Source organism: Marinospirillum insulare DSM 21763 (assembly GCF_000686905.1).
Taxonomy (GTDB): Bacteria; Pseudomonadota; Gammaproteobacteria; order Pseudomonadales; family Halomonadaceae; genus Marinospirillum; species Marinospirillum insulare.
In genome coordinates this window covers 256,268-268,122 of record NZ_JMLW01000001.1, presented here as the reverse complement: position 1 = coordinate 268,122, position 11,855 = coordinate 256,268, and the positions used below count along the sequence as shown (strand labels likewise).

The 11,855-nt window shown below is 42.8% G+C and carries 12 protein-coding genes; 8 read left to right on the top strand and 4 right to left on the bottom strand.

Annotation, left to right across the window (positions count from 1 at the left end):
- The first annotated feature begins 33 nt into the window (after positions 1–33).
- The 3 genes from aroB to BP27_RS0101340 all read left to right on the top strand — a co-directional run bounded on the left by aroB (position 34) and on the right by BP27_RS0101340 (position 3,186).
- The gene (gene aroB / locus BP27_RS0101350; RefSeq protein ID WP_027850008.1) at positions 34–1,140 is read left to right on the top strand and encodes a 3-dehydroquinate synthase; all 1,107 of its coding nucleotides are present in this window, start codon (positions 34–36) and stop codon (positions 1,138–1,140) included.
- 87 nt (positions 1,141–1,227) lie between these two features.
- On the top strand, positions 1,228–2,865 hold the full coding sequence (locus BP27_RS0101345; protein ID WP_027850007.1) for an AAA family ATPase: 1,638 nt from the start codon (positions 1,228–1,230) through the stop codon (positions 2,863–2,865).
- Between the two features lie 39 nt (positions 2,866–2,904).
- The gene (locus tag BP27_RS0101340; RefSeq protein WP_027850006.1) at positions 2,905–3,186 is read left to right on the top strand and encodes a hypothetical protein; all 282 of its coding nucleotides are present in this window, start codon (positions 2,905–2,907) and stop codon (positions 3,184–3,186) included.
- A gap of 87 nt (positions 3,187–3,273) precedes the next feature.
- Here BP27_RS0101340 and BP27_RS0101335 read toward each other — a convergent pair whose 3' ends face one another.
- The 4 genes from BP27_RS0101335 to map are packed head-to-tail and all read right to left on the bottom strand — an operon-like array spanning position 3,274 to position 7,621.
- Complete coding sequence (locus tag BP27_RS0101335) at positions 3,274–3,645, bottom strand: hypothetical protein (protein ID WP_027850005.1); 372 nt, start codon at positions 3,643–3,645, stop codon at positions 3,274–3,276.
- A 50-nt stretch (positions 3,646–3,695) separates the two neighbouring features.
- Positions 3,696–4,040, bottom strand: a complete 345-nt coding sequence (locus tag BP27_RS0101330; RefSeq protein WP_027850004.1) for an ArsC family reductase — start codon at positions 4,038–4,040, stop codon at positions 3,696–3,698.
- Positions 4,041–4,091: 51 nt separating this feature from the next.
- Positions 4,092–6,812, bottom strand: coding sequence for a [protein-PII] uridylyltransferase (locus tag BP27_RS14810; RefSeq protein WP_425411873.1), 2,721 nt, complete (start codon positions 6,810–6,812; stop codon positions 4,092–4,094).
- 26 nt (positions 6,813–6,838) lie between these two features.
- Positions 6,839–7,621 carry a type I methionyl aminopeptidase gene (gene map, locus BP27_RS0101320; protein WP_027850003.1) on the bottom strand — a complete coding sequence of 261 codons (783 nt, stop codon included), beginning with the start codon at positions 7,619–7,621 and terminating at the stop codon, positions 6,839–6,841.
- Positions 7,622–7,934: 313 nt separating this feature from the next.
- On the opposite strand from map, the gene rpsB reads away from it, so the two are divergent.
- The 5 genes from rpsB to uppS all read left to right on the top strand — a co-directional run bounded on the left by rpsB (position 7,935) and on the right by uppS (position 11,844).
- Positions 7,935–8,663 carry a 30S ribosomal protein S2 gene (rpsB, locus tag BP27_RS0101315; RefSeq protein ID WP_027850002.1) on the top strand — a complete coding sequence of 243 codons (729 nt, stop codon included), beginning with the start codon at positions 7,935–7,937 and terminating at the stop codon, positions 8,661–8,663.
- 100 nt (positions 8,664–8,763) lie between these two features.
- Positions 8,764–9,624, top strand: a complete 861-nt coding sequence (gene tsf / locus BP27_RS0101310) for a translation elongation factor Ts (protein WP_027850001.1) — start codon at positions 8,764–8,766, stop codon at positions 9,622–9,624.
- Between the two features lie 125 nt (positions 9,625–9,749).
- Positions 9,750–10,481 carry a UMP kinase gene (pyrH, locus tag BP27_RS0101300; RefSeq protein WP_027850000.1) on the top strand — a complete coding sequence of 244 codons (732 nt, stop codon included), beginning with the start codon at positions 9,750–9,752 and terminating at the stop codon, positions 10,479–10,481.
- Between the two features lie 42 nt (positions 10,482–10,523).
- Complete coding sequence (gene frr / locus BP27_RS0101295; RefSeq protein ID WP_027849999.1) at positions 10,524–11,081, top strand: ribosome recycling factor; 558 nt, start codon at positions 10,524–10,526, stop codon at positions 11,079–11,081.
- A 16-nt stretch (positions 11,082–11,097) separates the two neighbouring features.
- Entirely contained in the window at positions 11,098–11,844 is a 747-nt protein-coding gene (gene uppS, locus BP27_RS0101290; RefSeq protein ID WP_027849998.1) for a polyprenyl diphosphate synthase, read from the top strand.
- The last annotated feature ends 11 nt before the right edge of the window (positions 11,845–11,855 follow it).

The following is an 11,855-nucleotide window of genomic DNA, read 5'->3' as shown; positions in this document are numbered from 1 at the left end:
CCACTTATAATTAAAGAATGAATCGGAAATCTCATGCAAAGCCTTAATCTAGACCTTGGAGAGCGCAGCTACTCCATTCATATTGGCTCAAATTTACTTAGTCAACCCAGTTTAATTTTGCCTTTGCTCACCGGCAAGCAGGTTTTAATTGTTAGCAATACCCAAGTTGCCCCTCTTTACCTTGAGCAACTGAGCTCTAGCCTAAGTCAGGCTAAACCTGACCTAAACGTTCAAACCTGCATTCTTCCCGATGGAGAAGCTTACAAAACCCTTGCAACCCTTGAAAAAATTTGGGACAAGCTACTCAATGAAGGTTTTAACCGCAAAGCAACTTTAATTGCCCTAGGTGGTGGTGTAGTAGGCGACATGACAGGCTTTGCTGCTGCTTGTTATCAACGTGGAATTAATTTCATTCAAATACCTACCACGCTTTTATCTCAAGTAGATTCATCTGTCGGTGGCAAAACTGGGGTTAATCACCCACTAGGCAAAAATATGCTGGGTGCTTTTTGGCAGCCCAGCTTAGTATTAGCCGATACACAGGTTTTAAAAACCCTGCCTAGTCGAGAACTAGCTGCAGGTATTGCAGAAATTATAAAATACGGTTTACTAGGCGACCTAGTCTTCTTAGAATGGCTCGAAAATAATATGGCCGGCCTTATAAAAGGTGATAGTCAATTACTAGCCGAAGCCATAGCCCGCTCTTGCCAAAGTAAAGCCGATATTGTGGCTGAAGATGAGCGTGAAGGTGGTAAGCGTGCTTTATTAAACCTAGGTCACACCTTTGGCCACGCCATAGAAACTGAAATGGGTTATGGGCAGTGGTTACACGGTGAAGCCGTCGCATGCGGTATGTGGCTAGCGGCAGACTTATCACGCCGTTTAGGCTGGTTAACCTTAGCAGAAGTAGAAAGAGTCGAAAAAATCTTACTTGCTGCTAATTTACCTGTAAAACCACCAGAAGAAATGACTCTTGCTAGCTTTTTAAAGCACATGGCTGTGGATAAAAAAAATATCGATGGTCAGCTGAGACTTATTCTTTTAAAACAATTAGGGCAAGCAGAGCTGGTAGAGTTTAACAAACTACCCCTGCTAGAAGAGTGCATTACTGATGCGCTTACAAAAACGCACTCGCTTTAACCAGTAACGCGTTCTTCTGAACCTTCTGATATGATTAAATGCTAATTAATCTTTTAGCCAACGCATAATGTCCACGGAGTCGCTGGCATGCAACCCAGGGAACCATCACTAAGTAGTTCAACACCCTTTAATGAACAGGCGCTATTATTAGAGCATGTAAATGATGCTGCTGTTTTTTATTCGGGGAAGCAACACGGTAAACACCTAGACCTTTTGCTTCATTTAAGTCGATACAGCAACCTGCTGCTGACTGTCACTGGTCAACAAGGCAGCGGTAAAACTCACCTTAAAAACCGTATGCTCCAACAACTCGATTCAGGTGTTGTTGTCAGCCTATTAGATGCAGAACAAACCGCTTCTGCTGCACAGGTTTTACCCACCTTAGCTCAAAACTTAAATATAGAAATACCTGCCAAAGCAGACTTTGACTTTTATATTGCTGAAATTCGTAATTTTAGCAGCCAGTTAAGCGAAGAAGGTGGTAGCTGCTTAATTGTTATAGATAACGCAGAAAACCTAGAGCAAGATGCTATTAACCTTATATTAGAACTTGCCACTACAGCGAGTGACAATCATAGGCCGCACCTAGCCTTGTTTGGAAGCCAGGCGCTTTTCACTAAACTCCATCAAAAAGAAAATCTTAGCCGCTTTGAGTCGGTAGGCCACCACCTACCACTAGAAGCTTTTAATGAAGCAGAAGCTAGAAACTACTTAGATCATCGCTGCAAGAGTGTTGGTATAGACACCTTCCCATTAGATGACCAGCAGTTTACTAAAGCTTATAAAGCGTCTAAGGGATTACCAGGCCTCTTAAACTCTGCGCTAGTTGAACAGCTAAGAAATGGCTCTGACTCAGCTAGCCTTGCCCCTAGCCTAATATCTCCCAAAAAATCCAAGGCTAAAAAAACCAAAACCACAACTCAACCCAAAAAAGCTAAACCCAATAAAAAAGGTAAGCTGCCCTTGGGTTTTATATTGGCTGCAACCAGTTTAGTGGCACTTCTTCTAGTGGGCTATTTGTATAAAGACCAGCTGCAGCCTAGCTCAACACCCGATACCAGCTTAATAAGCCGCCCACAAGAAATACGTCAAGGTGAAGCGGCATGGCAGCCACCCGCCTTACCTGAACAAAGCAAGGTCACTAACGAGCCTCAGCCTGAAGAAACACCTTTGCCTACAGACCAGGCTGAAACTCAGCAACCAACAGAAGTTACTGCCCAGGCTGAAGCTAGTGTAGAAAGCCCAGTATTAGAAGAAAACACTAGTGGGCTTGATTTACCCGATGATACTCCTTTAGCGACTCAGCCCTCTGTAGAAGAGCCTGCCAAGCCAACTAAACCAACAGTAGAGCCAAAGAAACCTACAGCACCCAAAAAGCTAGCAGAAAAAGCACCCGCCAAAAAACCAACTTGGGTAGATAAGGGTGCTAGAAGAGAGGCAAGCCTTATGGCTAAGCCAGCAACCCATTACACCCTACAAATGATGGGTAGCCTAGATGAAGCGAGTGTTAAGAGCTTTATTCAATCTCAAACAACTAACCGCTCAGACTTTTCTTATTTTGAAGGGCGTTACAAGGGTCAGCCTTGGTATGTCGTAGTTTATGGTGACTATTCCAACCGTGACCAAGCCTTAGCAGGAATTCAAAAGCTACCTAAGAGTCTGCAAAAACAGCGCCCTTGGGCTAGAAGTTACCAAAGTGTGCAAGATGACCTTCGTAGTCATTAACTTTATTTATTAGCAGGCTAATTTTTACTGGAGCAATGAATGAATTCTAGACCCCGTTTGCAAGGTGTGACCCCAGAAGGTGAGCGCATAGACTTACCCGACTTAGCTGAAATTGAGATTATTTGGGATGAGGGCATACCAGCTACTATCTTAGTGAGCCCTGATTATTTAGAAGGCAATAGTCTTTCTATTGAAGTAGGCAGCGAGGAAGATGACCAACATCAGGTAGAAGAGTACGGGGTGCTGGTGCTGCGTCCAGGGTCTTGTAACGTGTTAGATATAGAAGTAGAAACCCACTCTATGCAAGCTACTGATCAATAGCTTTAACTAACAAAACCCCTGCACTTATCTTAAGTAGAGGGGTTTTACTACTACCTACTGACCTATCAACCAATAACAACCCAGCGACTAATCAATAGCCTCTGCTTCATCTAAAACCGTTGCTAACAAAGGGGCTTGTTCATCTAAATCAAACACCATAAACGATAGCTTCACCTCTAAAAATTCATCAAATAAAGCCCTATCCATATCTGCAGGCCATAAGCTTGCATCGTCTTCCCAAGAAAGCAGTTCGTTTTCTAAGAGTTCAAAATGCCGCTCATCGACAAAATCTTCTAATGCCTCCTCATCTTCTAACTCAGGCATTAGGTAGGTGGTGGCTTCTAAGTTAACTTCTGCAAGTGTTACCTGCTCGTCATCTTCACCATCTAGACTGTTAATCCAATCAACAAAAGGTTGTTTTAATTGAATACTGATAGCAGAGCGGTTAAGCATCTTCATGGTAGGTCTCCGGGCTAATAATAGGTAGGTATTTAGTTGTAACCACTGGTTTATTTATTCAGCTGCTGCCAATCGTCTGGGTTAAACCCAACAAGCAGTCGCTGATCAGCCTCAAGCACTGGGCGTTTTATTAAACTAGGGTTGACCTGCATTAAACGAATAGCTGAAGCTTCATCTATACCCTCTCGGTCTTCTTCTGCTAGTTTACGCCAAGTTGTACCACGGCGATTAACTAAAACCTCCCAGCCCACTTGGCTTACCCATTCCTGTAAGCGACTGGTATCTATTCCAGATTTTTTATAATTATGAAACTCATAAGCGAGCTGCTGCTCATCTAGCCAAGTGCGCGCTTTTTTCATGGTGTCACAATTAGGTATTCCATAAAGCTTCAACATCTTATCTTTTTTCCTAGTCTTTCGCTGCTATTAATATTAAAAATCAATAAGCTAACGCTGCCAGCCTGAATCGTAGAGGGGGTAACCTGGCTCTTTAGCTTGCTTGTCTAACTCATCACATAAGCGTGTTTTTAATTGGTGGCAAAGCTCTGGGTCAGCCAAAGGGCTACCATCTTGCAAAGTAACAAAGAAAACATCTTCTACTCTTTCGCCTAGGGTGGCTATTTTGGCGTTCTGAAGCCACAAATCAAACTCTACAAAAATGCGCCCTATTCTTGCTAATAAACCAGGTCGATCTGGCGTTATAACTTCAATTAGGGTGCGTAGGTTACTAGGATCGTTACTAATGTAAACCTGCGTGGGTAGGGTAAAATGTTTTAGCTGTCTTGGGGTGTGTCGTTTAACTAGCTGAGGAAAGTTCTCTGGATTATTCAGTGAACTAATTAGCTTACGCTCTATCTCTAGCAATCGAGCTTTACTGCGTGGTATTTTGCCATTCTGCTCTAATACTATAAAGGTGTTTAGAGTATAGCCTGCATCACTTGAAGCAATGCGGGCATCATGAATTGAGAGCCCAAGCCTATCTAAAGTAGCAGCTGTTGCAGCAAAACCAAAAGCAACATCTTTGGAATGAATAAATACCTTGGTACCGCCTTCTCTAATATTTTCGCTTGGAGCCATTAATAAAATAAGAGGCTGTTTACTCGGTGCATGATTTAAAATACCTAGGGTGTGCCAAACCACTTCTTCTGCTGTATTTTGTAGAAAGTAATCACTCCCTAAACTAGACCAGAGGTTTAAAATTTTTTGTTTATCTACGCCTGCACTTTGCAAACCTTTAAAAGCTTTACTCTGGGTTTCTTCTATCCAGTCCATTGAGTCTATTGGGTTTTCTAAGCCACGACTTAGGGCACGTTTTGTTTCTGTATAGAGTTGATTTAATAGTGCAGCACGCCATCCATTCCATAGCTTAGGGTTGGTTGCATTAATGTCCGCAACGGTTAGCACATGCAAATAATCTAAATGAACCTGCTTACCAACCTTCTCAGCAAAGCGGCGTATCACTTCTGGATCAGTTAAATCTTGTTTTTGTGCTGTCATTGACATTAATAGATGGTTTTTTACTAGCCAGCTAACTAGGTTAGCATCACTGCTACTTAAGCCTTGGCTTAGACAAAAATCTAACGCGCTAACCGCACCTATTTCTGAATGATTACCACCGTAGCCCTTGCCTAAATCATGAAAAAGCCCTGCTAACCAAATAATTGCCAGCTTAGGTAGCTGCGGCATAATGCTAGAAGCGAGAGGGAAGTTTGTTTTCTCCTCTGGGTCACGAAAGCTCTGCAACAGACGTAAAAGCCTTAGAGTGTGGGCATCAACAGTATAGATATGAAATAAGTCATGCTGAGTAAGGCCAACTGCATGACCAAACTCGGGTAAATAACGACCTAAAATGCCATAACGCCCCATTAAGTTTAACTGCAAAGGAACATCGCCTTGTGAGTTAAGTAGCGCCATAAATAGCTGGTTAACGCGCTTGTCTTGACGAAAAGCTTCATCAATTAAATAGCGGTGATCACGTAAGGCACGTATCGTTGTAGCACGAACACCTTTTATTTCTGCATGCTCGGCCATTAGCAAAAACACTTCAATCAGTGCAAAGGGGTCGCGCTCAAAAACATCATCACCTAAGTGCTCAATTAAACCATCGCGTATTTGAAAACGCTGGTTAATGTAGGTGACTTGATGCACTTCATCTGGCTTTAAAAGTGCCTGCTCAAAATGCTGCAGTAGCACATCATTTAACTCGGTTAGGGTGGTGACCACTCGGTAATAGCGCTTCATAAACTGTTCAACAGCTAAGCGTTTTTCGGTATCTAAATAACCAAATAACACTGCCAATTCACGCTGATAATCAAACAGCAAGCGGTCTTCACACCTTTCGGCAATTAAATGCAAAGCATAACGCACCTGCCATAAAAAACTTTGTCCTTGTTCTAGCAAACGCACTTCGGTTTCAGTTAAAAAACCTTCTACCAACAAGTCTTTTATTGAAGTGGCATTAAAATGCCGCTTGGCTACCCAGCCGATCATTTGAATATCTCGCAAACCACCCGGCGAGCTTTTTATATTGGGTTCTAGGTTGTGGTCACTATTGTTGTACTTATTATGTCTAATGCGCTGCTCTTGCCACTTAGCATCAAAAAACTTAGCAGAAGGCCACATTTTATTTTGTGTTAAACGCTCTGATAACGCCTCTTGCAAGGCTAAACTGCCAACTAAAAGACGGTTTTCAAAAAGATTAGTGGCAACAGTAATATCTGCTTTAGCTTCATTTTCGCAGTTTTCTAAAGAGCGGAAGCTATGCCCGACTTCTAACTTAATATCCCAAAGTAGGGTGATAAACTCCGTTAGAGGTTGGTGGTAACGAGTAGAGTCATTGTCTTCCACCAATACCAGTAAATCTAAATCCGATTTAGGATGAAGCTCACCCCGCCCGTAACCTCCAACAGCAAAAAGGGCTAGCTTATTATCCGGCCAGTCAAATAGCTGCCATATTAATGCTAATAACTGATCCATAACCCAAGCACGACCATAGACCAGATCACGAATATCAGCACCATCATAAAAGGCTTGATCCAGGCGCTGGTTAATAATACCTAACGCCTGTTTAAGAAGTGGAACTTGAGTAGGGCTAGCTTCTAGCTGTTTTTCTAAGCGCTGAAAGTCGAAGAGTACCAAGTTAGGTTTAAACTGATAGTTAACACTCATAATCGACCTCGCTGAAGAAATAAGCGTTAAAAGGTTTCTTCACTACGACGGGTTAGCACTTCTACCCCAGTTTGAGTCACTAAGAGGGTGTGCTCCCATTGAGCGGTGAGTTTTCCATCTGATGTTTCAACAGTCCAGCCATCGTCCAACAGCTTACTATGACGTTTACCCGCATTAATCATAGGTTCAATGGTGAAACACATGCCTGGCTTTAAAATTAAGTCAGTTCTTGGGGTGTACCCATCGTAATGAAGTATTTGTGGGTCTTCATGGAACTCTTTACCTATACCATGGCCGCAATACTCGCGAACAATAGAAAAACGACTGGTATTTTTTTTGACCATGTTTTGAATCAGCTTACCAATTTCAGAAATACGCGCACCCGGTTTCACTAATTTAATAGAAGCGTAAAGAGCACGCTTAGTAAATTCTGTTAAGCGTCTTGCTTCTATGCTGGGCTCTCCTACATAGAACATCTGACTTGTGTCACCGTGGTAGCCATCTTTAATAACAGTGACATCAATATTAATAATGTCACCATCTTTCAGTAGCTGCTGATCATCTGGAATACCATGACAAATAACATGGTTGACTGAGGTGCAAATGGATTTTGGAAAGCCATGGTAATTGAGTGGCGCTGGTATTGCTTGCTGCTCTTCAACTATATACTTGTGACAAATGGTGTCTAGCTCACCTGTAGAAACACCTGCTTTAACATAGGGGGCTATCATTTCTAAAACTTCTGCAGCCAAGCGGCCTGCAACACGCATTTTTTCAATTTCTTCAGGTGTTTTTATCAAGACATTCATTCAACAACTCACTTAAAAAGTTAGCCCAAAACGAATTTAGGCTTTATGTTCGCGCAGGACTGTGCTATAAATTGCGCGCTTAAAATCAACTGTGAAAGGATACGACAAGGGCAGACTCTTGGCAAACAAGCGCCTACTCTTATCTAGGACTTTATCTTAAGTCGATTTTAAGCAAATAACCGCACTTACTATAAGTGCAATTTAACGTCACACATACACCGACACATTCATCTGGGTGCCTTAAGCAAAGATAGCTAGGGTTGATGTTTGGGGTGTATGGAGGCTTAACCCGAACTACTGGAGTATGACAATAATGGCACAAGTTTCTATGCGTGACCTACTACAAGCAGGCGCTCACTTTGGTCACCAAACGCGCTACTGGAACCCAAAAATGGGCAAATACATTTTTGGTGCGCGTAACAAAATTCACATTATTAACCTAGAAAAAACCGTACCTGCTCTTAACGAAGCTCTTAGCTTTGTTGAAAAACTAGCTAACGGTAAAAACAAAATTCTTTTTGTTGGTACTAAGCGCGCTGCAAGCAAAGTAGTTCGTGAAGAAGCCGACAAGGTGAGCATGCCTTACGTTAACCACCGCTGGTTAGGTGGTATGCTGACTAACTACAAAACTATCCGTCAGTCTATTCGTCGTTTACGTGAACTAGAAACACAGCAACAAGACGGTACTTTTGAAAAGTTAACTAAGAAAGAAGCTCTAATGAGCACCCGTGAAATGGAAAAGCTAGAGCGCTCCATTGGCGGTATTAAAAATATGGGTGGCTTACCCGACGCACTATTTGTTATCGATGTAGACCATGAGCGTTTGGCCATTAATGAAGCAAACAAGCTTGGCATTCCAGTTATTGGTGTAGTAGATACCAACTCTAACCCAGACGGTGTTGACTATGTTATTCCTGGTAACGATGATGCCATTCGCGCCGTACAGCTTTACGTACGTGCTGTAGCAGCTGCTTGCAGCAAAGCTAGCGAAGGCGAAGTTGTGGAAGAGCTAATTGAAGTTGCAGAAAACTCCGCTGAATAATTAGTTTTCAGCCTAGCCTGCCTAATAATTTTAGGCAGGCTTCCTCTATTATTGGTTATTTAAAACCTTCTAAACATCTTCTCATCAAGGGGATTTATTCATGGCGAAGATTACTGCCGCACAAGTTAAAGAATTACGTGACCGTACTGGCTTAGCAATGATGGAGTGCAAAAAAGCACTTGAAGAAAGCAACGGTGACATAGAACAAGCCATTGATGACTTACGCAAAAACTCTGGTTTAAAAGCTGCTAAAAAGGCAGGTCGTATTGCAGCTGAAGGCGCCATCGCTACACGCGTTTCTGCTGATGGCAGCTACGGTGTAATGGTAGAAGTTAACTCTGAAACCGACTTTGTTGCGCGTGATGACAACTTCCTAGGCTTTGTAGACCAGGTAGCAGACAAGCTTCTAGCGACTCGTGAAACTGACATTGCCAAGCTAACCGAAGGCGATTTAGAAAATGCACGTGAAGCGCTCGTACAAAAAATCGGTGAAAACATTACCGTACGCCGCGCCACACTAGTTGAAGGTGCAGTTATTGGTGAATACGTTCACGGTGGCCGCATTGGTGTTATTAGCGTTCTTTCAGCTGGCGATGCTGAAGTAGCTAAAGACGTTGCCATGCACGTTGCCGCAGTTAACCCTCGTGTATGCAAGCCTGCTGATATGCCAGAAGCAGAACTGCAACAAGAGAAAGACATTATTTTGGCACAACCAGACATGGCTAATAAGCCTGCTGACATTGCTGAAAAAATGATCGGTGGCCGTCTGAAAAAATTCTTATCTGAAAACAGCCTAACTGAACAGCCTTTCATTAAGAACCCAGATCAGTCTGTAGGTGCTTATGTTAAAGCAGCAGGTGGTGAAGTTGTAAGCTATGAGCGCTTTGAAGTTGGCGAAGGCATCGAAAAGAAAGAAGAAGATTTTGCTGCAGAAGTGGCAGCTCAGGTTGCAGGTCGTTAAAAACCAAACCAACCTATTCTGGGTTAGACTACTAGCTTAGAAGCTCCTCAAAAACGTGCTGGGTCTTCCCCGCACGTTTTTGTGCAATTAAAGAACCCTCTATTCTGCCTATTTGGAGACTTGCCATGGCCACACCTGATCGTAATGCTAAATACAAGCGTATTCTTCTTAAGCTGAGCGGCGAAGCCCTTATGGGAGATCAAGAGTTTGGTATTGATCCTAAAGTGCTAGATCGTATGGCCTTAGAAATAGGTCAGCTCGTTGGCATAGGTGTTCAGGTAGGTATTGTTATTGGTGGTGGCAACCTTTTTCGTGGCGCAGCCTTAAGTGCTGCAGGTATGGAAAGAGTGACTGGCGACCACATGGGCATGTTAGCAACGGTTATGAATGCCCTTGCCATGCGTGATGCATTAGAGCGTACCAACATACGTACTCGTGTTGTGTCGGCTATTCCTATGAGCGGTGTGGTAGAGCATTATGATCGTCGTACCGCCATACGCTACCTCACTTCAGGTGATGTTGTAATCTTTTCTGCTGGTACAGGCAACCCTTTCTTTACTACCGACTCTGCTGCCTGTTTACGCGGTATTGAAATAGACGCCGATGTTATTATTAAGGCAACCAAAGTTGACGGTGTTTATAATAAAGACCCAGTAAAACATTCAGATGCAGTAAAATATGAACGTCTTAGTTATGACGAAGCACTTGATAAAAAGCTTGAAGTAATGGACTTAACTGCTATTTGCCTAGTTAGAGACCAATGCATGCCAGTGAGGGTTTTCAACATGAACAAGTCTGGCGCTTTGCTTAATTTAGCAGTGGGCATACATGAAGGCACTTTAATCGAAAAAGGTTAAACCCTATTTCTTGCTTAGCTACTTTGTATAGAGGTAAATACTGTGATTAACGAAATTAATAAAGACACCCAAGAACGTATGGATAAAAGCCTTGAAGCACTTAAAGGCGCTTTTAATAAAATTCGTACTGGTCGTGCGCACCCCAGCATTCTAGATTCAATTCGTATTGACTACTATGGCAGCGAAGTACCTATTAGTCAGGTTGCCAATATCAACATTGAAGATAACCGTACTTTGGTTGTTGTACCCTGGGAAAAAAATATGGTGCCAGAAGTTGAAAAAGCCATAATGAAGTCTGACCTTGGGCTTAACCCAAACACAGCCGGTTCCAATATTCGCGTTCCTATGCCTGCTTTAACTGAAGAAACGCGCAAAGGATACACTAAACAAGCGCGTACTGAAGCTGAGAATGGGCGTGTAGCTATACGCAATATTCGTCGTGATGCTAATAACCAGTTAAAAGCTTTACTAAAAGACAAAGAAATTAGTGAAGATGAAGAGCGTCGTGCGCAAGATGAAATTCAAAAAATCACCGATAAGTTTACAGTTGAAATTGACAAGGCCTTAGCCACCAAAGAAGAAGACTTGATGCAAATTTAACCAACAGGCTTCTCCTATGTCATCAACGACCGATCTACCTCAACTCGAGGTCTTGCCGAAGCATGTCGCCATTATTATGGATGGCAATAACCGCTGGGCAAAACAACGCAAACTACCTGGTTTAGCTGGACATAAAGCAGGTGTTGATTCAGTTAGAGCTGTACTTGAAGTTGCATTACAGCAAGGTATTCAGGTCGTTACCCTGTTTGCCTTTTCTAGTGAAAACTGGAGAAGGCCAGCAGAAGAAGTGAGCGGCTTAATGGAGCTTTTCAGGTGGGCTTTGCGCCGTGAAACCAAACGCCTACACAAGTACCAGGTAAAGTTAAAAATTGTCGGTGATCGCTCTGCTTTTTCTGAAGAGCTTCAACAGCTAATGCAAAAGGCTGAAGAGCTAACCGCCCAAAATACCAAAACCACCCTGGTCATTGCAGCCAATTATGGTGGGCGACAAGATATTACTTCTGCAGCTCGTCAACTAGCCCAACAAGTTAGCAAGGGTGAGTTAACAGCCGATGAAATAAACGAAGACCTTTTGCAAAAACACCTAGCTTTTGATGACCTTCCCGATCCAGACTTATGTATACGCACCAGCGGTGAAAAGCGCTTAAGTAACTTTCTACTCTGGCAACTGGCTTATACAGAACTGGTATTTGTTGAAACCTTTTGGCCTGACTTTCGACAACAGGCTTTCTACGACACTCTTAAAACTTTCATTAACCGCCAAAGACGTTTTGGTGGACGTGAAGTAACGCCTCAAAGTTAATTAAAACGGAT

Bases quoted from the DNA above. Each gene is read 5' to 3' on its own strand.
- aroB (WP_027850008.1), top strand. From the start codon at position 34: ATGCAAAGCCTTAATCTAGACCTTGGAGAGCGCAGCTACTCCATTCAT.
- BP27_RS0101345 (WP_027850007.1), top strand. From the start codon at position 1,228: ATGCAACCCAGGGAACCATCACTAAGTAGTTCAACACCCTTTAATGAA.
- BP27_RS0101340 (WP_027850006.1), top strand. From the start codon at position 2,905: ATGAATTCTAGACCCCGTTTGCAAGGTGTGACCCCAGAAGGTGAGCGC.
- BP27_RS0101335 (WP_027850005.1), bottom strand. From the start codon at position 3,645: ATGAAGATGCTTAACCGCTCTGCTATCAGTATTCAATTAAAACAACCT.
- BP27_RS0101330 (WP_027850004.1), bottom strand. From the start codon at position 4,040: ATGTTGAAGCTTTATGGAATACCTAATTGTGACACCATGAAAAAAGCG.
- BP27_RS14810 (WP_425411873.1), bottom strand. From the start codon at position 6,812: ATGAGTGTTAACTATCAGTTTAAACCTAACTTGGTACTCTTCGACTTT.
- map (WP_027850003.1), bottom strand. From the start codon at position 7,621: ATGAATGTCTTGATAAAAACACCTGAAGAAATTGAAAAAATGCGTGTT.
- rpsB (WP_027850002.1), top strand. From the start codon at position 7,935: ATGGCACAAGTTTCTATGCGTGACCTACTACAAGCAGGCGCTCACTTT.
- tsf (WP_027850001.1), top strand. From the start codon at position 8,764: ATGGCGAAGATTACTGCCGCACAAGTTAAAGAATTACGTGACCGTACT.
- pyrH (WP_027850000.1), top strand. From the start codon at position 9,750: ATGGCCACACCTGATCGTAATGCTAAATACAAGCGTATTCTTCTTAAG.
- uppS (WP_027849998.1), top strand. From the start codon at position 11,098: ATGTCATCAACGACCGATCTACCTCAACTCGAGGTCTTGCCGAAGCAT.